We start from the raw sequence: 23,011 nt of genomic DNA, 5'->3' as shown, positions 1-23,011 counted from the left end.
CCGGTGGGCCCGGGGCGTGTTCCGCGGGTACCCGCCCTAGACTCGGCGCGTGACCGAGGGTGTGACCAGCGGCTCCGGGCCGATCACACCCGTGAACCGACCAGGACCGACCCGTGCCCTTCCTACTGGCCACCGAGCCCGGACACCCCGACCGCGACAACGAGGACTTCGCGGCCGTCACCGCCGACGGTGTCGTACTCCTGGACGGGGTCAGCGCCCCGCCCGGCGTCGACACCGGCTGCGGGCACGGCGTGGCCTGGTACACCCGCCGCCTGGGCGGACTCCTCCTGGCCGGACTCGCGGGTGACCGGCCCCTGGGGGACGTGCTCGCCGAGGCGATCACCGCCGTGTCCGCACTCCACGGCCCCGACTGCGACCTGGGCGGCCAGGAGACCCCGTCGGCCACCGTCGTCCTGGTGCGGTTCGTCGGCGACCGCCTGGACCACCTGGTGCTGTCGGACTCGGTGCTCCTGGCCGAGGACACCGACGGCGCGGTCACCGCGATCACCGACACGCGCCTGGACGACCTGCGACGCAAGCTCGCCTCCGCTCCCCCGGCCACCGCCGAGGGCGCCCCCGGACGCACGGCCGGGCTCGGCGAACGGGGGCGGACGATCCGGGCCCACCGCAACGTGCCGGGCGGGTTCTGGACCGCCGGCGCCGATCCCCGCGCGGCCGCCGAGGCTCTGACGGGCACACTGCCCCTGCACGAGCTGGCCGGGTTCGCCGCGATGACGGACGGCGCCACCCGCGGAGTGGAGGTGTTCGGCGCCCAGACCTGGCACGACTGCTACGTCCTCGCCGCGCGCAACGGCCCCGCCGCGCTCATCGGCCGCGTGCGCGCGCTCGAACGGGACGACGCCGGGCAGCGGCGGTACACGCCCGGCAAGCTCCACGACGACGCCACCGTCGTCACCTGGGCCCCGGCCTGAGCCGTCCCAGGTCGTCCTCGGTGGTGTCCGCCGGGCGGCCCGCGCCGGTCGCTCCCCTCGAGCGAACAGACCCCGGACACGCGAAAGGCCGGTCGCTCCGAACCAGGTGCGCGACATGCGCACCAGCCCGGACCAACCGGCCCTCGCTACCTCTACCGGCCGGACGCTCACCTGCGTGAACATCGGCCTCGTGCGGTGGAGGAGGGATTTGAACCCTCGAAGGGTTGCCCCTTACCCGCTTTCGAGGCGGGCGCCATCGGCCACTAGGCGACTCCACCGAGAGGAACTCTACCGGATCCTGCGCCGCTCGAAAAATCGAATCAGCAGATCCGTGCAGCGGCCGGCGACGTCCTCGCTGACCAGGTCGGGTGGAACGACTTCCGGACGATGGTTCAGACGGGGGTCGCGGACCACGTCCCACAGGGATCCGACGGCTCCGGCCTTGGCGTCGCGGGCGCCGAAGACCAGCCGGTCCACCCGGGACAGGACGATCGCGCCGGCGCACATCGTGCACGGCTCCAGCGTCACGGCCAGCGTGCAGCCGCTCAGACGCCACTCACCGCGCGCGCGGGCCGCCGCCCGCAGGGCGAGCACCTCGGCGTGCGCGGTGGGGTCACCCGTGGCCTCACGCTCGTTGCGGCCCGTCCCCAGGACGGTCCCGTCGGCATCGAGCACCACCGCGCCCACCGGAACGTCCCCGGTCTTCTCCGCGAGCTCCCCCTCCGCGATCGCCCTGCGGAGGGCGGCGTCCACGGCGTCCCGGTCCGGCACCGGCTCACAGCCTCATATCGTCGAGGAGCTCGGCGAAACCGGCGCGTTCGGCGACGACCGCCAGGACGTCGCCGGGCAGCACTCCGCCGCCGACCGACAGCGAGCGCAGCTCGTCCTCGGTGACCCCCAGGTCGGTGAGCAGCTGCGAGTCGCCGTCCGGCGCCGGGTTGGGGCGTGCTCCGGCGCTCTCGGCCGGCTGGGGGGCGCCGAGCCCGCCCGCCTCGGAGAGCACCGCCGCGAGCGGGTGGTCGTGCACCACCCGCGCGTCGGACAGGTAGACACGGGGTTCGCCGTCCTCCTCGGCCCGGACGAGGGCGAACCACTCGTCGTCGGCCTCGACGAGGAGCAGGGAGAGGTCACCGCCCCGCTCGACGGCGAAGTCGATCATCAGGTCCGTGATGTCGTCGATGACGTCCACGTCCCCGAGTTCGACCTCGGTTCCCCGCCACGTCTTCCCGTTGGGGGCGAAGACAGCTGCGAAGGTCGACACCGCGCGCGCTCCTGTTCTCCGAGGGGCTCGTCCCCGTACCCCTTACCCCATCCCGTCAAGGACACGCTGGAAGGACTGGGCGAATCCCAGGCGTTCGGACACGCTGGCCAGGACCTCGTCCGGGTACAGGTCCAGATCGCCCGCCAGGGCGCCCAGCTCCATCTCGTCCAGGCCGAGGTCGGCGACGATCGACAGGTCTCCGGCCGGCAGGACCTGGTCGAGGTCGTCGTCGTCCGGCTGGTCGATGTCCAGGTAGTCCAGGACGTCCCGGGCCACCTGCCAGTCCACCGAGGCGGTCACATCGGAGAGGAAGAGGGAGACCTCCTCGCCGTAGACCCTGGCGATGATGAAGAAGTCGTCGCCGACCGAGACCAGTCCGAGCGACCCGCTGATGCTGGGCTGCTGCCGCAGCGCGTGGACCAGTCCCTTGAGATCCCTGGTGAGCGACACGGGGAGGAGGTCGACGTCCCAGTACTCCTCTTCCCGGTACGCGATCGCCGCGAAGTCGCCCGAGTCGTCGTCACCATGATCGAGAACAGTCATCGTCACCCCAACCCGGCCGGTGCACTCTGTGCGGGCGAGGTCCCGCCGATCGCCCGTGCGTGTGTCATGGTAACGATCACTTCCGCCTCGCCGTCGCCCTTGTCTCCTGCGTCAGTCCGCCCACGTTCTCATGAGAACCGACGCGCCGCCTCCCTGCGGGCCGTTCCGGTACACCGGTACCCGCCGCGCGCCGTCCGGGCCGAGGCCCGCGGTCGGCATTCTCCTCCCCGGTGGGGCGTGAGTGAACCCTGTTGCGGGGGTCGCTCACGGTTAGACTCGGGCCGACCCCTCATCCCCACCACCGTCCTGTTGTCCCAGCTCACCCGGAGAACGTCTTGGAAACCCTGGTCGTCGACCACCCCTTGGTCGCGCACAAGCTGACCACCCTGCGCGACGTGGGGACCGATTCGCCCACCTTCCGGCGGCTCACCGACGAGTTGGTGACCCTCCTCGCCTACGAGGCGACACGGGACGTTCGAGTGACCGACGTCACCATCCGGACCCCGCTCGTGGAGACCACCGGCACGCAGCTCACGCGCCCGACGCCGCTCGTCGTTCCGATCCTGCGCGCGGGCCTGGGCATGCTCGACGGCATGACCCGCCTGCTGCCCACCGCCGAGGTCGGTTTCCTGGGCATGGCCCGCGACGAGGAGACCCTCAAGCCCGCCACCTACGCGGACCGCCTGCCGCAGGACCTGTCGGGCCGCCAGTGCTACGTGCTCGACCCGATGCTGGCCACCGGCGGAACACTGGCGGCGGCGCTCAAGCTCCTGGTGGACCGGGGCGCGGACCACATCACGGCCCTGTGCCTTCTGGCCGCCCCGGAAGGACTGAAAGCGGTGGAGCGGAAGCTGGCCGAAACCCTCAGGCCCGACCACGGCGCGACCCTGCGAGTGGTGACCGCCGCCGTGGACGAGCGCCTGAACGAGCACGGCTTCATCCTCCCCGGTCTGGGCGACGCCGGCGACCGCCTCTACGGCTGCGCCTGACGGCGCGCCCTGTCCGCCGACAGCGCCCGACCGGCCTCCGGTCGGGCGCTTTTTCGGTTCTTTTCGGATGTGGATGAATGAACGCCCGTAAATCGGGCATCCATCCCCTGCCGAGCGCGTCGACCCAGGTGGCAGCCGGAGGTCGGGCAACCTGCGACACGGCATTGCATTAGCCGAATTCATTTCGAGATTGGAACGTAACCGATTACAGTGATCATGGTTCCTGACCACCCGTAACCGGGTGGACCCACCAGGCCGAAACCACCCCACACCGGCACAGCCCGCTGACGGCGGAGTGCGGCGTCCGTTCCCGGACAGTTCTCCGCCAACCCTCCAGCGGCTACACAAAGCCCCCGAACGCCTACGCTGCGCCATCAGCCGCCCCCAGGCCCTCAAGGAGTGAGATGCCCGAGAACCGCCGCCCCGCGATGACCAAGACAGCCGACACACATTTCAGCCCGGTCGTCAGCCGTCTTTCCTCCGAGTTCTCCGGCGTCCACCACTCCTCGACCGTGACCCGCTGCGTCGACGCGGCACGGCACGGGGCGCAGGACGTCACCGGGCGGGCCACACCCGAACTCGTCGAGCGCATCGCGCGCCAGCACCTCCAGGTGCTGGCGATGGCGTTCGCCGAACAGCACTAGAGGCCCGGCCCCCGGCACGCTGACCTGGGGGAGCCAAGGCCGAATTCCGGACCACCCTTCACTGTGTTACCAACCCCACCGGAACCGGACACACCCCGCAAGCGTCGAACCGACGACATACCGCCACGCCGAGGGTGGGCCCCAGGCTTTACGGGCATCCTCGTCAATGCAAGAATCACTGCTGGGTTGGTGGGTCAGGTGGATTCCAAGGGGAGTCAGTCGTGGCGAAGTTGAAGAAATGGGGCGGTTACGCGCTCATCGGTTTCGTGGCGTTTTATCTGCTCACGCAACCGGAAAGCGCCGCCGGGGTGATCCAGAGTGCCCTGGGCGGGCTGATGGGCGGCGCGGAGTCGATGTCCCGCTTCGTTAACGCGCTGCTGCCGTAAGGGGTTGGTCCGCTGCCATGCGGCTCGTCGCGTCGAGCAACAGCGCTCCAGCGTCAGTCAATCGCTACCTCCTGCCCCATGAGCAGGACGTGGTGACCATCCGCCGGCATCCGGCCGTCCTGATCGGCCCGGTGGGAGCGGTGCTCGGGGCACTGATCTTCGCCGGGATCCTGAGCAACCTGCCGTTCGCGTCCGACAGCGCCGCGACGCTGGCCATCATCTGGTGGCTGTGGCTGCTGGTGCTGGTGTGGTTCGTGTGGCGCGTGGCCGAATGGTCCGTGGACTACTTCGTCATCACGTCGGCCCGCCTGCTGCTGACCACGGGGCTCATCACGCGGCAGGTCAACATGATGCCGCTGGGCAAGGTCACGGACATGCGGTTCGAGCGCACGCTGCTGGGCCGGTTCCTCGGCTACGGGACCTTCGTGATGGAGTCCGCCGGTCAGGACCAGGCGCTGAGCAGGATCGCCTTCATTCCGTACCCGGAGCAGCTCTACCTCGAGGTCGTGGGGCTCATCTTCAAGGAGTAGCCGCCCGGAGCAGGTTCGACGAAGGGCACCCGCCGTCCCGGCGGGTGCCCTTCGCTTGTCCGATCCGTCGGCGTCCGACCCGCGTTCCACCTTCGTTCACCTTCCGTTCACCTAGCTCTCAGGCCACACCTCCATGGCCGCGGCGCAATGTGACCGGTCCCTCCCGGGCCACCACGGAGACCCCGGTGGCCTGCGAAGACGTGATTCCCACCCCAGGGCGACCGCCTCGCTCCCGACCCTCCGACGGAACATCGAATTGACTTGAAGGTGAACATGGGGTTAACTCAGATCATCTGATACGGAAACGAGGAGGTTCCCATGGCACGCAGCAGCAATGCGCCACACCTCGCTCGCTCCACCAAGGCCGGTGGGCGCACCCGCCCCGAGGCCGAGACCCGGAGGCTCTCCGGACTCACGACCACCCCGGTCCACGTCCCGCAGCCCCGTGACGGTGCCGACACCACGCGTTCGGGCCACCCGATCATGCACTGGGTCATGGTCACCGACGACAACGGCCGCACGCACCCCGAGGCGCGCTGGCTGTAGCTGCGACGGACGCGGCGGAGGCGCGGCCTCCGCGCCCCGGGCCCACGGGCCCGTCGGCGCGGCACAGGAGCCGTCCCCGCCACCGGAGAGCCACCAGGCCCCGGCCATCGAGCGAGTGAAGGGCCGCCCCCGAGGGGCGGCCCTTCGTGTTGTCCGCACCCGCCCTTGCGCACACCGCCCCGCACCCGCCACCGGCGGACCGGAGCCACCCCCGCTCGCGACGCGACACCCCTCCGATGTCCGCCTGTCGACAAATCGGCTTGTCCTTAAAGCAGGATGTAGACGTCCACAACCGCGCCACTGACCGTGATGTGAGAGTGACTCGCATCTCACTCGCGCACGCTTGCCGAGCTGCGAGACGAGACGTATCGTCTTACTTATGAGGCTGTACTTCTTCCTGTAGACCCGCGCCGGACACCCGTGTTCCGAGCGAGCGAACCCGCTGACCTGCGGTGCCGCACCGCTCCACCGGTGTACCCCCTACGCGGTCGTGCCGGACGGCCTCCACGTTCCCTGTCGACAGACTCACCGCCCTCCGGGGGCGCTGTTCCTGTCCGAAACCACGTGCCACGGGCCGTCCCTCGCCGATCCGCGCTTCACGGACCGCACGACAGAGAGGACACCCGTCCATGACCACCGGACTCCGCTCCCGCTCCCAGCTCACCCTCACCGACGTCGTCAAACGCTACGGCGCCCACCTCGTCCTGGACCGCGTCACCCTCACCGTCGGCCCCGGCGAGCGGGTCGGTGTCATCGGGGACAACGGCTCCGGTAAGAGCACTCTGCTGCGCCTGCTCGCCGGGGAGGAACGCCCCGACAACGGTGAACTCGTCGTCCGGGCGCCAGGAGGTGTCGGCTACCTGCCCCAGACCCTGGACACCGTCCCCGGCGGCGTCCTCGCGGGCACCGTCCAGGACGCCGTCGACGCCGCCCTGGCCGACCTGCGCGCGCTGGAGCGGCGCCTGCGCCTGGCCGAGGCCGACCTGGGCTCCGCCACCCGCGGGGAACTGGACTCCTACGGCGACCTGCTCGCCGAGTTCGAGATCCGTGGCGGCTACGACGCCGACGCCCGCGTCGACGCCGGGCTGCACGGCCTGGGCCTGCCCGACCTGGACCGCGCCCGCCCACTGCACACCCTGTCCGGGGGCGAGCGTTCGCGTCTGGCGTTGGCCGGCGTCCTGGCCGCGGCACCAGAGCTCCTCCTGCTGGACGAGCCCACCAACGACCTGGACGACCAGGCGGTGGCCTGGCTGGAAGAACGGCTCCGGTCGCATCACGGCACGGTCGTCGCGGTCACGCACGACCGCGCCTTCCTGGCCGGTGTCACCGACACCGTGCTGGAGGTCGACCACGTCGCGCACAGGATCAACCGTTACGGCAACGGCTACGACGGGTTCCTCGCGGCCACGTCCGCGGCCCGGGCCCGCTGGATCCGCGAGTACGAGGAGTGGAAACTGGACACCGCCCGGCAGCGGCGCCTGGTCGAGAACAACGCCCGGCGCCTGGACGGCATGCCCCGCCGCATGGCCAAGGCCGCCTTCGGGCACGGCGGCTTCCGCCTGCGGGGCGCCGACCACGGCGCCCGGAGCCGGATCCGCGTCGCCAAGGAGCGGTTGCGGCGGCTGACCGACGACCCCGTGCCACCGCCACCGGTCCCCCTGCGGCTGACCGCCGAGTTCTCCTCGGAGCCCCCGCCCGCGGAACCGGGGACACCCGCCGTACGGCCGCCGGGAGCGTCGGACGCGACCCGCCTACCGGGTGCGCCGACCGCCGTCGTGCTCGACCACGTCCGCGTCGACCACCGGCTGGACGTCGAGGCCCTGACCGTGGCCCCCGGCGAGCGCGTCCTGGTCACCGGGCCCAACGGGGCCGGCAAGACGACCCTGCTCAGGGTGCTGGCCGGAGAACTGGTCCCGGACTCGGGCTCGGTCTCGGTCCCCGCCCGGATCGGCCACCTGCGCCAGGACGACACCGTGCCGCCCTCGGGACGCACCGTCCTGCGGACCTACGCCGAGGACCGCTCCGAGTCACCCGAGGAGCTCCGGGAGGAGCTGGGGTCGCTCGGCCTGTTCCGGCCCGCGGAACTGGACCGGCCCGTCGGCGAACTCTCGGTCGGACAGCGCCGACGGATCGAGCTGGCCCGGCTGACCTCCGGGATCCACGACCTCCTCCTGTTGGACGAGCCGACCAACCACCTCTCCCCCGGTCTCGTGGAGGAGTTGGAGGAGGCGCTGTCCCGCTACACGGGCACGCTGGTGGTCGTGACCCACGACCGGAGGACACGCGAGCGCTTCTCCGGCCGGCGTGTGGAGCTGCGCGAGGGAGCCGTCGTCCGCGACTCTGACGCGCAGTGATGTCGACGTAGCGCTTTGTCGACAAATCGGCTTGACCATAAACCGATTAAGAGACTGACCGATATGGGGGCGTGTGCCGCCGTCGGCACACCCCCTCACGCGCAGACGTATCCACACGAACTCCGACAGCATAAGCCGTCCGGCATGCTCAGCGGCACGGCGTTCACCTCCGTGGTCCGACTCGTCCACTGCCTCGGTCGCGGCGGTCAGTCGAGTCGGCGGCCGTCGCGCTTGAGGTCGACGCCGCTCTCCAACCTCGCCCGGCCGACGTGTTGACGCCCCGGGCGAGTGCCTCGACGTCCAGCGGCAGCGCGTACTCCGGGTCGATCCGGTCGCGGACGCGGCGCAACCGGGCGAGATCGCTCAGCTGCTGCGCTTGCGTACGGGCGCGGTCCCACGAGGGATGGCACACGGGGAACTCCTGTCGTCGGCGTCCACGGGCACCGGGACGCACGGGTGGGCGAGGGCGCGGCGCGCGGGCGCCGCCGTGGAGCGACGACCCGGTCACCGGTGCCGGCCGTGACGGCAGCGGTGACCGGACAGCTCAGCGCAGTTCCTGGATCCGGACCAGGTTGCCCGCGGGATCCCGGAAGGCGCAGTCGCGGACACCGTAGGGCTGGTCGGTCGGCTCCTGGACGACCTCGGTGTCGCCGGACTGCACCCGGTCGAAGGTGTCATCGAGGTTCCTGGTCGCCAGCAGGATCCAGCCGTAGGTGCCCTTGGCCATCATCTCGGAGATGGTGCGGCGCTCGTCCTCGGTGATCCCGGGATCGGCGGCCGGCGGCGCCAGGAGGATCGACGTGCCGGGCTGGTCGGCCGGGCCGACCGTGATCCAGCGCATCCGGCCCTGTCCGACGTCGCTGCGCACCTCGAAGCCAAGGACGTCCCGGTAGAAGGCGACGGAGGCCTCCGGGTCGTCGTGCGGCAGGAAGGTCGTGTGAATGGTGAGGTCCATGGCCCCGAGACTAGACCGCGCGCCCGGCCGGCGCTTCTCGATTCCTGACCGGTGCGCGCGCGTGTCCTGACACGCCCTCCTAGCCGGGGGCCATGTCGACGAAACGGCTGTAGTGGCCCTGGAAGGCCACGGTCACGTCCGCGGTGGGCCCGTTGCGGTGCTTGGCCACGATGATGTCGGCCTCGCCCGCGCGCGGGGACTCCTTGTCGTGCACGTCCTCGCGGTAGAGCAGGATCACCATGTCCGCGTCCTGTTCGATCGAGTTGTGCACGTTGACCCCGTCTGCAACGAAGTTGTGGGTATCCAGAACCGTGGCGTCGAAGACCTCCTGTTCGCCCAAGGGTTCGATAGAGGCGATCTCGTCCCAGAAGACGTCGTTGGTCGCGAGCATTTCCATGTCGGCGTCATCGAGCACCTCGGCGACGCGAGCAAGCCGAGTGCGGCTCGGAGCGGTCTTCCACTGGGCACTGCCGCAGTACGCCGTTCCCGTGGCCCCGGCGAACTCCCTCTGCGTGATCCTCTGGTCCGTGATCGTCGTGCGTAGCCGGTCCCAGATCTCCTTGGGCACGGTGTCCACGTTGGTGTTGGCCTTCTGAGCGGCCAGTTCGGACGCGCAAAGAGCAAGGCTCTCACCCCTGGCACCGTGGAACCCGACGAGGTTCGCGAAGGCCGTCTGGTTCTCGACCCCATTGACGTGAAGGTGATAGCAAACCCTGTGCTGTCCCTTGCGCACCTCTCTAATCCGGCCCATGATTCCGAAGCGGCCGAGGAGCAGGGACACACCCTCCACCAGGCGTCGACTCGTCGAGGAGTAGTAGATCCGGGCACAACCGTTCTCGGCGTCCCAGCACGCGCAGCCATCGGTCGCCCACAGATGGCGCAGGAACAAGGCGATCTGGTCATCGGCGAGGCTGAAGACCCCATCGGGAACGAACTTCTCATGACTGCGCAGGCCGAAGAGGCCCAGTTCGTCCAACCATGCTGCGATGGGGTTACGCTTGCCGTGCGTCAGCCGGAAGGGCGCCGGCAGCCGAAGTGTGGTCACACGAGCAGCCTCGTGTTCGTCTCTCACCGCCGTGATCCCGAAATCCCGGGCCGCCTCGGTCACCGCGGAGAGGTTCGCTTCGTCGACACTGGCGTAGCGGATCGGCTGACGCCGGACGAAGGACCCGTCGCCGATCATGTGCGCGAGCAGGACCACCTCGGCGTTGGGCCATCGGGTGACAGTGGTCGGAGCCGGAACGTGGCGAGGCACCGATATCCGGCCCCCGACAGCGAGCTCCTCCAGAGGCTGCCAGCCGTCGAGCGTGAGGAACGGATGGTTCCCGGAGGCGGTCACCTCACGGCCGGAGGTCAGCCTCAGCCGGAAGACGTGCTTCACCCCGCTGGAGAAGACATGGGTCATCGTCTTGGGAACGAGTCGTAGCCGCTCGTCCAGGGACCACACCTGGATGTCCCGTGCCCCCGAGTGGTAGAGCTCACCGATGGTCACTGCGGCACCCGTGTCGGCCCTCAGAACCCGCGTATCAGCAGGCAGGCAGCCCGACTCACGCAGGTCGGAGACCTGCGGGCGCTTGTCCGTGCGCTGCTCGGGACCACGGTTGAGCTGGGACAGCGCCACGACCGGTACCTCCAGCTCCTTGGCCAGGAGCTTGAGCGAACGCGACATCTCCGAGACCTCCTGCTGGCGGCTCTCCACCCGGCCGGGCGAGCTCATCAGCTGGAGGTAGTCGACGATGACCAGCTTGAGGTCGTGCTGCTGTTTGAGGCGGCGGCACTTGGCCCGGATCTCCATCATCGACATGTTCGGTGAGTCGTCGATGAACAGCGGCGCGCTGGCGACCTCGCCCATTCTTCTGGCCAGGCGGGCCCAGTCCTCGTCGGTCATCAGACCCGAGCGCATGGTGTGCAGCGGTACCCGCGCCTCGGCGGAGAGCAGGCGCATGACGATCTCGTTGCGCCCCATCTCCAGGCTGAAGAAGACCGAGGTCATCTCGTTCTTGATCGACGCCGCCCGAGCGAAGTCCAGGGCCAGGGTGGAGTTGTGTGTGGGCACCATGCCTTCGGTCGCCAGATAGAGATGATCCGGGTGGTCCACCTCGACACATCGGACAGGGACACTCGGGACTGGGCGCACTCCTGTGACGAACCGTGATCCCACTCGCTGATAGGCCCGCCCCTGGCTTCGCTCACGATGTGCCAGGCGCTTGCGCTCGAGGCCGAACACATCCGCCTGGGCCCCGAACGTGATCGTGTAACAGGTGGACGTGGACTCGTTGCGTCCCGCGACCCGCTTGACCGACCATTCGGTCCGGTAGCCGAGACTGTGTGCGAGTTCGCGGAAGTCCTCGGCAAGGCGTGCGTTGGTCACGGCGAACTGGACGGAACCGCTCGCGGTCACTGTGCCGTCGCTGTCCAACAGTCCTGCCAGGAGTGCTCGGCGCTGCGACTCGGAGGCGCGCAAGTAGATGTCCGGGATGTGCTTGTCGCCCAACACCCCGAGCGAGCGCAATCGTGCCTGGACGCTCCCACGGGCGGCAACGCACTCACGACAGCGCCCGTACGAGTAGCAAGGGCGCTCGCAGTCGACGCATGAGGCATGTGGCACCGGATCCGAAACGAACCGCGCCCTGCCTCCGCAGGACTGCCCGCAGGTGCGCACGTGCGGCAGCTTCGGGATGAAGCAGGCCCCGCAGACGACGCAGGTCTTCTCCCCTGCGTCGACCTCTTCTGTCGGAAGAAAGACACCGTGGCCCCCGGTATTCGCGCCAACCGGCTTGGTCACCAGTCCTTCGGCCTCGATGTGACTGAGGATCTCCTGGTCCTCGGTGGCGATCCGTGCCGCCTGAGAGTCACCGTCACCCAGCCAGATGCCCAGGAAGTACGGAGGCAGGGTCAGGTCCCGTTCCGGCAGCACCAGGGGTTCGGCGTTGTTCACCGAGTGGTTCAGCCTGCGGTCAGCGGTCTCCAGGCACAGGGTGCGTGCGATCTCCTCGGTGGTCCGCACCTGCGGCAGAGCCCTCGGGACCGCTCCCTCACCCTCGACCCGTGCTTCTCGCGCGGCCCGGCGCGACGCGCGCGTATCAGTCAGCCACTGGTGCTCGGCGTCCGCGACGACCGTGGTGCCGTCGTCGAAGGTGACCTCGTAACAGGGGCGGCCGGTCATCTCCTCGGTCGCGGCCACCACTCGCGTGGGCTTTCCGTCGGCGGCGATGAGTTCGTCCCCGACCTGGACGCGCCCCATGGTCGTCCATCCGTCCGGGGTGGGCAGGGGCGTGTCGAGTGCCAGCGCCTTTCCGACGGCGGGCCGGGCCGCGATGATCACCATCTGGCCGGGGTGGAGGCCGTTGGTGAGGGCGTCGAAGTCGGCGAAGCCGGTGGGGACACCGGTGAGCGTGCCGTCGTGGGCACCGATCGCCTCGATCTCGTCGAGGGCGCCCGGCATGATGTCGCCGAGGACGACGTAGTCCTCGCCGGTACGCTTCTCGGCGACCTTGTAGATCTCGGCCTGGGCGTGGTCGACGAGGTCGTCCACCTCGCCGTCGCCCGCGTAGCCGATCTGCGCGATGCGGGTGCCGACCTCGACCAGGCGGCGCAGGACGGCCCGGTCGGAGACGATCTTGGCGTAGTAGCCGGCGTTGGCCGCGGTGGGGATGGCCTCGGTGAGCGTGTGCAGGTAGGGCGCCCCGCCGACCCGGGCGGCCTCCCCGCGCTTGGTCAGCTCGGCGTTGACGGAGATGGCGTCGACGGGCTCACCGCGGGAGAAGAGGTCGACGACGCTGTCGTAGATGATCTGGTGCGCCGGGCGGTAGAAGTCCGCGGAGCGGATGATCTCGACGACCTGGGTGATGGCGTCCTTGGACAGCAGCATGCCGCCCAGGACACTCTGTTCGGCCTGGATGTCGTGGGGAGGGGTGCGCTCGTATCCGCCTTCTTCAGGTGGTTCCTCAGCGACACTCACGAACTCTCCCCACGCAGGCCCTGCCGCGGCCCGGGAACGGACCGCCCCCTCCAGGATGCCCCATGGCGGGCGCCGGCGAAGCCGCCGACAGGAGCTGTGGAGACCCCTTTACCACCGTGTCCGGTGCCTCGTAGGGCACCCGCGCGAACTGGTTGTGCACATCACCTGTGGATAACTTTCCGAGAGTCGCCAGAAATAGCCATTGACCTGGGAAAACACCCGCCGTGAGCGGTACGTGCAAGATGTCTCACAGAGGGAGTTTCCACAGGTTATCCACAGGCATCGGCGGGGGTGTGGACAACTCCACACCCCCGCCTCGAACGCCTGTCCGGTAATGTGGCCGGGTCATGCCCGGACTCATGCCCGCCGTGCCCTTCCGGCACCGCCACGACCGCGAGATCCTCGCCCTGGCGATCCCCACGTTCTTCGCGCTCGTCAGCGAACCCCTGTTCCTGCTGACCGACGCGGCCGTGGTCGGAACGCTGGGCACGCGCGCGCTGGCCGGTCTGGGCGTGGCCGGCCAGGTGCTGCTCACCTTCGTGGCCGTGTGCGTCTTCCTCGCCTACGGCACCACGGCCGCGGTCGCGCGCCGGTTCGGCGCGGGCGACGTCGCCGGCGGTGTCCGCGACGGCGTGGACGGACTCTGGCTGGCGGTCCTGCTCGGCCTGGCCGCCATCGCCGCCGGCTGGCCGGCGGGCCCCGCGCTCGTCGAGCTCCTGGGCGCGTCGCCCGAGGTGGCGCCGTACGCCGTGTCCTACCTGCGTGTCAGTCTGCTGAGCACGCCGTTCCTGCTCATCGTCATGGCGGGCACCGGTGTGCTGCGCGGGCTCCAGGACGCCCGTACGCCGCTCGTGGTCGCCGTCGCCACCTACGCCGGCAACGCCGCGCTGTGCGCCGTGTTCGTCCTGGTCCTGGACTGGGGCATCGCCGGTTCGGCCTGGGCGACCGTCATCGCCCAGGGCGCGGGCGCGTTCTGGTACGTGGCGACGATCGGCCGCACCGCCCGCCACGAGGGGGTCTCGCTCCTGCCCACCACGGCCGGCCTGCGCGCCTCCGCCTCGGCGGGCTTCGCGCTGTTCCTGCGCAGCGTCTCTATGCGCGTGGTGGCCCTGGTGACCACGGCCGTCGCCGCACGCCTGGGCGACGAGGCGATCGCCGCCCACCAGGTCTCCTACAACATCTGGGCTCTGCTGGTCTTCGCCATGGACGCCATCGCCATCGCGGGGCAGTCGATCATCGGGCGCTACCTGGGCGCGGGCGACGTGCGGGGGACGCGCGACGCCACCCGCCGCATGGTGGAGTGGGGAGTGCTGTCGGGACTGGTGTTCGCCGCCCTGGTGATCCTGGTGCTGCCCTGGGCACCGATCCCCTTCACCGACGATCCGCAGGTGCGGGTCCTCATCACGGCCACGCTGGTCGTGGTCGCCCTGCTCCAGCCCCTGAGCGGCGTCACCATGGTCCTGGACGGTGTTCTGATGGGCGCGGGAGACCAGCGCTACCTCGCGTGGGCGTCCCTGTGGACGATGCTGGCCTTCCTGCCGTGCGCGCTCCTGGTGCCCGTGTTCACCGGGAGTACCCTGTGGGGCCTGGTCGGGCTGTGGATCGCCTTCGCGGTCTGGATCCTGGCGCGCGCCCTCACCCTGGGCGCGCGTGCCCGGGGCACCGCCTGGCTGGTCACCGGCGCCCGCAGGCCCTGACCACCGCGGCGGCCCCCACGCCCGGGCACGGAGGCCGCCGGGCGGGCGGCGGCCCCGTGCCGTGTGTCTCCTACAGGGAGACGTCCAGTTCGCCGATGGCGGGACCGTGGAAGAACGTCTCCATCCGCTCCGACGACGGAACCGGCGGGTAGCTGGGCAGTTCCTCCAGCGTGAGTTCGGTGCCGGCGACCCGGCTCAGGTGGACCAGCTGCTCGCGCACGGAGCCCTTCACGTCCCGGCGCAGCTTCGGCAGCATGGAGTACAGCTTGTCGCCGGGGCAGCTGGTCGCGTTGTAGTCGCGGTGTCCCACGATCGCGTCCTCGGGGTCCAGGCGGTAGACGAGGCACAGCCAGGCGCACGTCTCCACGAGCGAGTCCATCAGCGCGGTGGGCGGGGCCGTGGAGGAGTAGGTGCCCTCGTTCTCGATCCCGATGGTGTGGGCGTTGTGGTTGGCCACGTGCGCGCCGATCACGTGCCCGCCGTCGCGGATCGCGCGGAGCGTCTGGTCTCGGCCCTCCATGATGTACCCGCCGCGGCTGATGGTGAGCTGCTGCCCGGTGTCGTTCCATCCGTTGTTGTCCATATGGTGCCGTTGGATGGCCCTGGACAGAGCACCGGCGTGCGACTTGGACGTGTCCGAGACGTTCCCCGTCGCGGTGTGGTGCACGACGATGTGCGTGGGCCCCTGGCGCAGGACCTCCACGCGTTGCCGTGGTGGGCGGGCCTTCCAGTCCGACCGTGTGTAGACCTTGGGTATCCCCGCGGCGGACGCCGGCCCCGTGGCGCCCAGCCCCACCAGTCCGCCGAGGATCACGCTCCCGGAGACGAGCGCGGATCCGCGCAGCACGGTCCTGCGGTCCAGGGGGCGGGCCTGTCGCGAGTGGTTCTCTGCGGCCATGGCGTTGTCTTCCTCCCGAGTCTGGGCACCACGACAAAGGTGCCACTCAGAGAAAACAATAGGTTACAAAGAGTAACCAAATCGTCGCATTCGCCCTCCTGGCGTGTCAGAATCCCACCGGACTCCGCCCGTGGAACGACCTGGAGCCGGAGGCTCTCCGTGGAGGGTGCAAGCCCCCACCCCCCGCGAAGCGGCCCATGGGGGCGTGGGCGGGAGGCGGGCGGAAAGCACGGAGCCCCGCCTCTGCACAGAGGCGGGGCTCCCGACGAGCCGGATCCCGGTCAGGAACCGACGACGTCCAGCTTGATCGTCGCGGAGACCTCGGGGTGCAGGCGGACCTGGACCTTGTAGTCACCGACGGACTTGATCGGGTTCTTGATCTCGATCCGGCGCTTGTCCAGCTCGGGACCGCCGACGGCCTTGACGGCCTCGACGACGTCCGCGGGCGTGACCGAACCGAACAGACGACCGCCCGCGCCCGCGCGCTGCTTGAGGCGCACGTTGAGCGCACCGACCTGGCCGGCGACCTGCTTGGCCTCGTCCAGGCTGCGGATGTCACGCGCGGAACGCGCGCGCTGGATCAGGTCGATCTGCTTCTGTCCGCCGCGCGTCCACCGAATGGCGAACCCGCGGGGCAGCAGGTAGTTGCGACCGTAACCGTTCTTCACCTCGACGACATCGCCGGGGGCTCCGAGACCGTTGACCTCGTGGGTCAAAATCAGCTTCACGACTAAAACCTCCCTCGGATATCGCCGTTAGCGAGTGGTGCTGGTGTAGGGCAGCAGGGCCACCTCACGCGCGTTCTTGATCGCCGTGGCGACGTCGCGCTGGTGCTGCGTGCAGTTTCCCGTCACGCGGCGGGCGCGGATCTTGCCGCGCTCGGAGATGAACTTGCGGAGAAGCGTGGTGTCCTTGTAGTCGATGTAGGACTGCTTCTCCTGGCAGAAGAGGCAAACCTTCTTCTTGGGCTTGCGCGCTGCCGGCTTCGCCATCGTGGTGCTCCTTCGCAAGAGCCCCGGGGTCCTCCCGGGGATGGTCGGTGACATGTGGACAGTGATTCGGCACTCACCGAGCGCCGAATCGGGTCAAACGCGGGGTGGGACCGCTAGAACGGGGGCTCGTCGGAGAATCCTCCGCCGCCGCCACCGAAGCCGCCGCCACCGCCGTTGGTCGCCCAGGGGTCGTCGGCCGGCGCGCCACCGCGGCTGCCGCCCTGACCACCCTGCTGGCCGCCGAATCCGCCGCCCTGGTTCCCGTAGCCGCCGCCCTGGGGCTGGCCGCCACCGAAACCGCCGCCGCCCCCGCCGAAGCCGCCTCCGCCGCCCGGGCGCTGCGTCTTGGTCACCTTGGCGGTGGCACTGCGCAGGGCCGGGCCGACCTCGTCGACGTCGATCTCGTACACGGTCCGCTTCTCGCCCTCACGCGTCTCGTACGAGCGCTGCTTGAGACGGCCCTGCACGATGACGCGCATGCCGCGCTGCAGGCTCTCGGCCACGTTCTCCGCGTACTGCCGCCAGACGGTGCAGGTGAGGAACATGGACTCGCCGTCCTTCCACTCCCCCGACGCCTTGTCGAAGTTGCGGGGCGTCGAGGCCACACGGAAGTTGGCGACCGCGGCTCCACTGGGCGTGAAGCGCAGTTCAGGGTCGTCGACGAGGTTGCCGACGAGCGTGATCTGGGTTTCGCCTGCCATGGATCGGCTCCGGTTCGAGATAGTCGGTTCAGGCGGTTTCGCCTGTTCCCCTGATCATCCGCCCTGGTGACGACAGTCCGTCGCCGCTCGGGATGCTCCGGGGCAGGGGGTGCGGCGCGGGCGCCGCCGGATGAGACGAGCTCTAGTGGACCTCGGGGCGGAGCACCTTGGTCCGGAGCACGGCCTCGGCGATACCGAGCTGGCGGTCCAGCTCCTTGACCGTGGCCGGCTCGGCCGACAGGTCGATGACCGCGTAGATACCCTCGGAGTTCTTGTCGATGTCGTAGGCGAGACGGCGCTTGCCCCAGATGTCGACCTTCTCCACCGAGCCGCCGTCGTTGCGGACGACACCCAGGAAGTTCTCCAGCGACGGGGCGACGGTGCGCTCGTCGAGGTTGGGGTCGAGGATGACCATGATTTCGTAACGACGCATAGGCGTACGTTCCTCCTCTGGACTGTCGCGGCCATGGAATCTCCATGGCAGGAGGGCAGGAGCCCGCGGTCTGTCGCCACCCACGGTGGTGGGACGCCGCACGGGCTCTGAGCCATACAAACGCCAAGGATATCAGCGGGCGGGGACCACCGAGGCTGCCTGTGGACAGCCCCCGCACACGCGGCGGGGGCCGGCGCGCGTGGTTCGCGCACCGGCCCCCGCCGTTCAGCGGAGCGGGTCAGTCCTCGTCGCGGCCGAGTGTCGTCCGCTGGCTGTTCTGTGCGGTGGTGCCGTTCTGCCCGTTCTGGCCGTCCCCATCGGGATCGGACTCGTCGTCGCAGGGGTCCAACCAGGTCGGCTCACAGGGCTCCTCGCCGCCGGGCGGATCGATGTCACCTCCGCCCCCGTCGTCCTGGCAGGTCGGGTCCCAGTCCTCGCACACCGGCTCCGACGGATCCGTGGAGGGATCGGCGCAGTCATCGTTGCCGGTGCCGTTGCCGTTCCCGTTGCCGTTGCCGTTCCCCGGCAGGCAGTCGTCGGTGGGCGTCTCGCTCGGCTGCTCAGAGGGCTCCTCGCTGGGTACCTCGGAAGGGGACTCGCTGGGACTCGGCGAGGGCGCGAAGTTCATCTCCTCACCGACGTAGACCGGAGGCGGGAAGTCCTGTACCTCCATGCCCTCCGTGGCGGTCTCCATGAACTCCTTCCACACCAGGGCCGAGGTCGCGCCACCGTAGACCGCGTTGTTGCCCAGGCCCTCGAACTCCAGCCCCTCGCGGGAGAAACGGCTCAGTCCGACGGCCGCGGACAGCTGTGGCGTGTACCCCACGAACCACGCGGAGACGGCGCCGCTGGACGTACCGGTCTTGCCCGCGACCGGACGGCCGTCCGCGAGGGCCGCGTTGCTGCCTCCACCGGCCTCGACCACCTGGCGCATGGCGTAGGTCGCGTCGGCCGCGACGTCGGCGGTGATCACCTGCTCACCACCCGACTCGATCGTGGCCGCGTCGTCCGGCGGCACCACCGTGCCGTCGGCCGTGCGGAGCTCGGTGATCATGTGCGCCGGGATGTGCCGTCCCTCGTTGGCGAAGGTGGCGTACCCGCTGGCCTGGTCGAGCGTGCTCACCTCGTGGGTGCCCAGCGCGATGAGCGGGCCCCGCTGCGAGGTGGTGACCTGCTCCGGGTCCACACCCATCTCGACGGCCGTGTCGTCGATGCTCTGCAGGCTGTCGACGCGCGTGGCCAGGTCCACGTAGCTCGTGTTGATGGAGTGGGCGGTGGACGCGATGAGGTCGGTGGGGACGTGGTCCTGTCCGTCCGCGTTGTTCACCGGGCTGGCCAGCCCGGGGAACTCCCTCGGTGTGCTGCCGTCGAGCTGGGTCTTCAGGCCGATGCCCTGAGACAGCGCGGTCGCCAGCACGTAGGGCTTGTAGGACGACCCGGCCTGGGCCCGGTGGAGCAGTGAGTTGTCCAGATCCGTCACCACGTCGTCCCCGCCGTGGAAGGCGACGATCCTCCCTGTGTCCGGCTCGATCGCGGTCAGGCCCTCCATGAGGTCGTCGCCGTTGGCGGGCGGGAGCACGTCGAAGGCGTCCGCGGCCGCGTCCATGAGGGCGGGGTCCAGCGAGGTCTGGACCTGGTAGCCCTTGGTGGCGATGTCCTGTTCGGTGATCCCCGCGTCCGCGTAGCGCTCCGCGATCTCCATCATCACCGCCTGGCGGACGTAGCCGAGCTTGGTGGTGTCCTCCCTTTCTTCCTCTTCGCCCTCGCTCTCCTCGGCCGGCTCCGTACCCGGCGGAACGTAGGGGACCCGTTCGGGTACCTCCAGGGCCTCGGCCTGGTCACGCGGGAGCCCGTGGTCCGGGTCCTCCTCGTGCATCTCGACCAGGTGGTTCTGGACGTAGTCCCAGCGCTCCCCGTACAGATACCTGGAGGCGTAGGAGTCATCGCCCTCCTGGACCGTCTCGAAGTTGCTGGGCTGCTGGATGATGATGCCCAGGAAGGCACCCTCCTCCGCGGTCAGCTCGCCCACGCTCTTGTCGAAGTAGGCCTGGGCGGCCATCTCGATGCCCGACGCTCCGCGACCGAAGTAGATCGTGTTCAGGTAGGTCTCGAGGATCTTCTCCGGCGGGAGCTGCTGGTTCAGCTTGATCGCGATGAAGATCTCCTTGATCTTCCGCGTGACCGTCTGGTCCGAGCTGAGGTCGCTGTAGTAGTTGCGCGCCATCTGCTGGGTGATGGTGGAGCCGCCGCCCCGGGTACCGCCGAAGACGACGCCGCGCAGGGTGCCCATGATGTTGATGCCCGGGTCGGTGTAGAAGGTGGGCTGCTCCGCGGCCAGCACCCCGTTGATCACCTCAGGCGGAATGTCCTCGTAGCTCACCTTGATCCGCTGGACCTCGCCGGTGGTGAGGGCGACCTCGCCCTCACCGCCCTCCTCCTCCGGCGCCCACCTGATCTGGGTGGCGGACATGTCCTTGTCCGCCGCCGCTGTCAGTTCGTCCTTGTTGGGGGCCATCGCGTAGAGGATGGCGAAGGCGGCCACGCCGCCGATGATCATCAGGCCGCACACCACGAGGGCGGGCTTCCACGCCTTGGACAGGAAGCGCTTGATCCAGGGCCGGTCGTCCGGCTCCTCCTGGCGCGAACGGCGGCGTCCGCCACCGCCGCCGCCACCGCCTGCGCCCCGGCCGCCGCGGGCGGGGCCGCGACGGCCCTCGGCGCGTGCGGCGTGCTCGCGGTCGCGGGGGTCACGCGGACCACGGGGACCGTCGGCGCGGCGGCGTCCGCCCGCGCGCGGGTCGCCGTCGGGGCGACGGCGCTGTCCGTCGGCCCGCCTGCCGGGCTCGCCCTCGGGGCGGCGGCGCGGACGCCCGCCCTCCATGGCGGATCCGGCCGCGGCTCCGGCGGCCGCGCCTCCCGCGGCGTCAGGACGTCGGCGCCGGGGACGGTCCGCGTCCTCCGGCTGGCGGCGGCGTTGGCCGCCCTCGGGCCGGCGGGGGCGTTCCCCCTCGGTCCGGCGGCGATTGCCGCGGCCCTCCGCCGAGGCCCCACCCGAGGGTGAGCGCCTGCGCTGAGGAGGCTCCGGAGAGTCGCCCCAGAAGCCGTCGTCGCCGTCGGGCCGTCGGCGCCCGCCCGAAGGCGGGCCGCCGGCCCGTCGCCTGCCGCCCTGGCCGCGCGGACCGTCGCCCGGGCCCTCGGCCCGGCGACGGCCGCCATCGGCACTCCGTCGTCGTTCGGTACTCACGTGGTCCTCGATTGCCTCTCACGGCCGGTCGGCCTGACGATTCCTGAGTGGAAACGGGGGACTGTCCCCCTGGGGGATCGGTGATCCGCGACCTGTCCGCGGGTGACCGGCGGGGTTGGAGCCTTGGGCCGCCACCACCGTGTGCCTGAAGGTTCAAGGCTTGGTAGATGGACGCCTTGGTGCCGGTGAAGGTTTTCACACAGGTCGCGGAGACGGTGGCCGCTACATCCTCCTGGTCGTTGGCCTGCGGGAGCGCTGCCCTGGTCGGTGCTCTCGACCGACGTCCACGACACCGCGGAGATGGTGTCGTCCGGGCTCTACCGGCTACGCGCGCAAATCAAAGGTCACGTTAGAGCGATGGAACGGTATAGCACAACCCACGCGCGAGGGTATCGCGTGCAATCGGACACTCGGACACCGCGCATCCAGAACCGCCCGTAATGCCAGTTCAGGGCGGGGGTGCGGGCCGGAGGCGCTGAAATGGGTCGAACCATCCGGTTCTCGACCCGGACCATCGCCGCTGACCAGGGCGCCGCACTGAGAGTTTGCGCTCAGCGCCGCGAGCCGGCCCACCCGTGACCGGCGCCGCGGGGAACGGAGGGGCCGCCGTCCACGCGTGGTCCATGCCGGGCCGCCGGCCAGCGAAGATAGAGTCAGATCTGAACAAACCAGCCAGACATGCACGTTCCCACCCGTAGCCGACGGCCGTACCGGGGGAACAGAACCGCCGCGTGCGCTGCTGACCACATACGGGAAACGAACGCGGGATGGCAGGCCCCCGACAGCCGTCGGCGCGGGCCCGTCGTCCCGTGTTGTGGAATCCATGTTCGCGGAGAAGAAGGAGCAAGGACCAATGGGTTCGGTACGTGTAGCCGTCGTGGGCGTCGGCAACTGTGCGGCGTCGCTCGTCCAAGGCGTGCATTACTACAAGGACGCCAACCCCGAGTCCCGGGTACCTGGCCTGATGCATGTGCAGTTCGGGCCGTACCACGTGCGCGACATCGAGTTCGTGGCCGCCTTCGACGTGGACGCCAAGAAGGTCGGACACGACCTGGCCGACGCCATCTCGGCGAGCGAGAACAACACGATCAAGATCACCGACGTGCCGCCGACCGGCGTCACCGTCAGGCGCGGGCCGACCTACGACGGGCTCGGGAAGTACTACCGGGAGATGATCGAGGAGTCCGCCGAGGACGCCGTCGACGTGGTGGCCGCCCTCAAGGCCACCAAGGCCGACGTCCTGGTCTCCTACCTCCCGGTGGGCTCGGAGGAGGCGGGCAAGTTCTACGCCCAGTGCGCGATCGACGCGGGCGTGGCCTACGTCAACGCCCTGCCGGTGTTCATCGCCTCCGACCCCGAGTGGGCGGAGAAGTTCACCAAGGCGGGCGTGCCGATCATCGGTGACGACATCAAGTCGCAGATCGGCGCCACCATCACCCACCGGGTGCTCTCGAAGCTCTTCGAGGACCGCGGCGTCATCGTCGACCGGACCTACCAGCTCAACTTCGGCGGCAACATGGACTTCAAGAACATGTTGGAGCGCGAGCGCCTGGAGTCGAAGAAGGTCTCCAAGACGCAGTCCGTCACCTCGCAGATCCCCCACGAGCTCAAGGCCGGCTCGGTGCACATCGGCCCGTCGGACCACGTGCCGTGGCTCGACGACCGCAAGTGGGCCTACATCCGTCTGGAGGGCCGGGCCTTCGGCGACGTTCCGCTGAACCTGGAGTACAAGCTGGAGGTGTGGGACTCCCCCAACTCCGCCGGCATCATCATCGACGCCGTGCGCGCCGCGAAGATCGCCAAGGACCGCGGCCTCGGCGGCCCGATCCTGGAGCCGTCCTCCTACTTCATGAAGTCCCCGCCCGTGCAGTACAGCGACTCCGAGGCGCACGACGCCGTCGAGAGCTTCATCGCGGGCGACGGGCAGAGCTGACGGTAGCCCTGC

General features: G+C 69.7%; 20 protein-coding genes, 1 tRNA gene and 1 pseudogene. 9 read left to right on the top strand and 13 right to left on the bottom strand.

Going from position 1 to position 23,011, the window contains the following annotated elements; translation table 11 throughout:
• Positions 1–113 precede the first annotated feature (113 nt).
• On the top strand, positions 114–932 hold the full coding sequence (locus M1P99_RS11525; RefSeq protein ID WP_304452640.1) for a protein phosphatase 2C domain-containing protein: 819 nt from the start codon (positions 114–116) through the stop codon (positions 930–932).
• Positions 933–1,125: 193 nt separating this feature from the next.
• Here the strand turns inward: M1P99_RS11525 and M1P99_RS11520 are convergent.
• From M1P99_RS11520 to M1P99_RS11505, 4 genes are all read right to left on the bottom strand, one after another.
• Positions 1,126–1,210: transfer RNA gene (locus tag M1P99_RS11520), tRNA-Ser, on the bottom strand.
• A 10-nt stretch (positions 1,211–1,220) separates the two neighbouring features.
• Complete coding sequence (locus M1P99_RS11515) at positions 1,221–1,703, bottom strand: nucleoside deaminase (RefSeq protein ID WP_304452639.1); 483 nt, start codon at positions 1,701–1,703, stop codon at positions 1,221–1,223.
• Between the two features lie 4 nt (positions 1,704–1,707).
• Positions 1,708–2,193 (bottom strand): tRNA adenosine deaminase-associated protein, encoded by a 486-nt coding sequence (locus tag M1P99_RS11510; protein WP_304452638.1) that lies wholly within the window; start codon positions 2,191–2,193, stop codon positions 1,708–1,710.
• 42 nt (positions 2,194–2,235) lie between these two features.
• Positions 2,236–2,736, bottom strand: a complete 501-nt coding sequence (locus M1P99_RS11505; RefSeq protein WP_121188184.1) for a tRNA adenosine deaminase-associated protein — start codon at positions 2,734–2,736, stop codon at positions 2,236–2,238.
• 335 nt (positions 2,737–3,071) lie between these two features.
• Here M1P99_RS11505 and upp point away from each other — a divergent pair, with 335 nt between their 5' ends.
• From upp to M1P99_RS11475, 6 genes are all read left to right on the top strand, one after another.
• Positions 3,072–3,725 (top strand): uracil phosphoribosyltransferase, encoded by a 654-nt coding sequence (upp, locus tag M1P99_RS11500; RefSeq protein WP_304452637.1) that lies wholly within the window; start codon positions 3,072–3,074, stop codon positions 3,723–3,725.
• Positions 3,726–4,129: 404 nt separating this feature from the next.
• A complete protein-coding gene (locus tag M1P99_RS11495) occupies positions 4,130–4,369 on the top strand; it encodes a three-helix bundle dimerization domain-containing protein (RefSeq protein ID WP_304452636.1) in 240 nt (79 codons plus the stop codon).
• Positions 4,370–4,590: 221 nt separating this feature from the next.
• Positions 4,591–4,755, top strand: coding sequence for a hypothetical protein (locus M1P99_RS11490; protein ID WP_170293704.1), 165 nt, complete (start codon positions 4,591–4,593; stop codon positions 4,753–4,755).
• A 17-nt stretch (positions 4,756–4,772) separates the two neighbouring features.
• Positions 4,773–5,285 (top strand): PH domain-containing protein, encoded by a 513-nt coding sequence (locus M1P99_RS11485; RefSeq protein ID WP_053619879.1) that lies wholly within the window; start codon positions 4,773–4,775, stop codon positions 5,283–5,285.
• A 318-nt stretch (positions 5,286–5,603) separates the two neighbouring features.
• The gene (locus M1P99_RS11480; RefSeq protein WP_304452635.1) at positions 5,604–5,831 is read left to right on the top strand and encodes a hypothetical protein; all 228 of its coding nucleotides are present in this window, start codon (positions 5,604–5,606) and stop codon (positions 5,829–5,831) included.
• A 629-nt stretch (positions 5,832–6,460) separates the two neighbouring features.
• Positions 6,461–8,185, top strand: a complete 1,725-nt coding sequence (locus M1P99_RS11475; protein ID WP_304452634.1) for an ABC-F family ATP-binding cassette domain-containing protein — start codon at positions 6,461–6,463, stop codon at positions 8,183–8,185.
• A gap of 259 nt (positions 8,186–8,444) precedes the next feature.
• Here the strand turns inward: M1P99_RS11475 and M1P99_RS11470 are convergent.
• The 3 genes and pseudogenes from M1P99_RS11470 to M1P99_RS11460 form a co-directional block, all read right to left on the bottom strand.
• Positions 8,445–8,597: pseudogene (locus M1P99_RS11470) on the bottom strand (AraC family transcriptional regulator); the annotation flags it as partial.
• A 132-nt stretch (positions 8,598–8,729) separates the two neighbouring features.
• The gene (locus tag M1P99_RS11465; RefSeq protein ID WP_304452633.1) at positions 8,730–9,140 is read right to left on the bottom strand and encodes a VOC family protein; all 411 of its coding nucleotides are present in this window, start codon (positions 9,138–9,140) and stop codon (positions 8,730–8,732) included.
• Between the two features lie 79 nt (positions 9,141–9,219).
• A complete protein-coding gene (locus M1P99_RS11460) occupies positions 9,220–13,101 on the bottom strand; it encodes a replicative DNA helicase (protein WP_304452632.1) in 3,882 nt (1,293 codons plus the stop codon).
• A 347-nt stretch (positions 13,102–13,448) separates the two neighbouring features.
• Here M1P99_RS11460 and M1P99_RS11455 point away from each other — a divergent pair, with 347 nt between their 5' ends.
• Positions 13,449–14,798, top strand: coding sequence for an MATE family efflux transporter (locus tag M1P99_RS11455; RefSeq protein ID WP_304452631.1), 1,350 nt, complete (start codon positions 13,449–13,451; stop codon positions 14,796–14,798).
• Positions 14,799–14,868: 70 nt separating this feature from the next.
• On the opposite strand, the gene M1P99_RS11450 is transcribed toward M1P99_RS11455, so the two are convergent.
• From M1P99_RS11450 to M1P99_RS11425, 6 genes are all read right to left on the bottom strand, one after another.
• The gene (locus M1P99_RS11450; protein ID WP_304452630.1) at positions 14,869–15,696 is read right to left on the bottom strand and encodes a peptidoglycan recognition family protein; all 828 of its coding nucleotides are present in this window, start codon (positions 15,694–15,696) and stop codon (positions 14,869–14,871) included.
• A gap of 281 nt (positions 15,697–15,977) precedes the next feature.
• On the bottom strand, positions 15,978–16,424 hold the full coding sequence (gene rplI / locus M1P99_RS11445) for a 50S ribosomal protein L9 (protein ID WP_304452629.1): 447 nt from the start codon (positions 16,422–16,424) through the stop codon (positions 15,978–15,980).
• A 27-nt stretch (positions 16,425–16,451) separates the two neighbouring features.
• Positions 16,452–16,688 (bottom strand): 30S ribosomal protein S18, encoded by a 237-nt coding sequence (gene rpsR / locus M1P99_RS11440; RefSeq protein WP_053619887.1) that lies wholly within the window; start codon positions 16,686–16,688, stop codon positions 16,452–16,454.
• A 113-nt stretch (positions 16,689–16,801) separates the two neighbouring features.
• Entirely contained in the window at positions 16,802–17,389 is a 588-nt protein-coding gene (locus M1P99_RS11435) for a single-stranded DNA-binding protein (RefSeq protein ID WP_304452628.1), read from the bottom strand.
• A 142-nt stretch (positions 17,390–17,531) separates the two neighbouring features.
• Complete coding sequence (gene rpsF / locus M1P99_RS11430) at positions 17,532–17,822, bottom strand: 30S ribosomal protein S6 (protein WP_053619889.1); 291 nt, start codon at positions 17,820–17,822, stop codon at positions 17,532–17,534.
• Positions 17,823–18,060: 238 nt separating this feature from the next.
• Positions 18,061–21,066 (bottom strand): transglycosylase domain-containing protein, encoded by a 3,006-nt coding sequence (locus M1P99_RS11425; RefSeq protein WP_304452627.1) that lies wholly within the window; start codon positions 21,064–21,066, stop codon positions 18,061–18,063.
• An 853-nt stretch (positions 21,067–21,919) separates the two neighbouring features.
• Here M1P99_RS11425 and M1P99_RS11420 point away from each other — a divergent pair.
• A complete protein-coding gene (locus tag M1P99_RS11420; protein WP_304452626.1) occupies positions 21,920–22,999 on the top strand; it encodes an inositol-3-phosphate synthase in 1,080 nt (359 codons plus the stop codon).
• The last annotated feature ends 12 nt before the right edge of the window (positions 23,000–23,011 follow it).

Source organism: Nocardiopsis sp. YSL2 (genome assembly GCF_030555055.1).
GTDB lineage: Bacteria > Actinomycetota > Actinomycetes > Streptosporangiales > Streptosporangiaceae > Nocardiopsis.
Note: the sequence above shows the minus strand (reverse complement) of the source record. Positions and strands in the feature narration are given on the sequence as shown.

Coding starts and splice junctions, on each gene's coding strand:
- rpsF (WP_053619889.1), bottom strand. CDS start 17,822: ATGCGTCGTTACGAAATCATGGTCATCCTCGACCCCAACCTCGACGAG.
- M1P99_RS11435 (WP_304452628.1), bottom strand. CDS start 17,389: ATGGCAGGCGAAACCCAGATCACGCTCGTCGGCAACCTCGTCGACGAC.
- M1P99_RS11465 (WP_304452633.1), bottom strand. CDS start 9,140: ATGGACCTCACCATTCACACGACCTTCCTGCCGCACGACGACCCGGAG.
- M1P99_RS11480 (WP_304452635.1), top strand. CDS start 5,604: ATGGCACGCAGCAGCAATGCGCCACACCTCGCTCGCTCCACCAAGGCC.
- M1P99_RS11495 (WP_304452636.1), top strand. CDS start 4,130: ATGCCCGAGAACCGCCGCCCCGCGATGACCAAGACAGCCGACACACAT.
- M1P99_RS11450 (WP_304452630.1), bottom strand. CDS start 15,696: ATGGCCGCAGAGAACCACTCGCGACAGGCCCGCCCCCTGGACCGCAGG.
- M1P99_RS11455 (WP_304452631.1), top strand. CDS start 13,449: ATGCCCGGACTCATGCCCGCCGTGCCCTTCCGGCACCGCCACGACCGC.
- M1P99_RS11475 (WP_304452634.1), top strand. CDS start 6,461: ATGACCACCGGACTCCGCTCCCGCTCCCAGCTCACCCTCACCGACGTC.
- rpsR (WP_053619887.1), bottom strand. CDS start 16,688: ATGGCGAAGCCGGCAGCGCGCAAGCCCAAGAAGAAGGTTTGCCTCTTC.
- M1P99_RS11420 (WP_304452626.1), top strand. CDS start 21,920: ATGGGTTCGGTACGTGTAGCCGTCGTGGGCGTCGGCAACTGTGCGGCG.
- M1P99_RS11505 (WP_121188184.1), bottom strand. CDS start 2,736: ATGACTGTTCTCGATCATGGTGACGACGACTCGGGCGACTTCGCGGCG.
- M1P99_RS11485 (WP_053619879.1), top strand. CDS start 4,773: ATGCGGCTCGTCGCGTCGAGCAACAGCGCTCCAGCGTCAGTCAATCGC.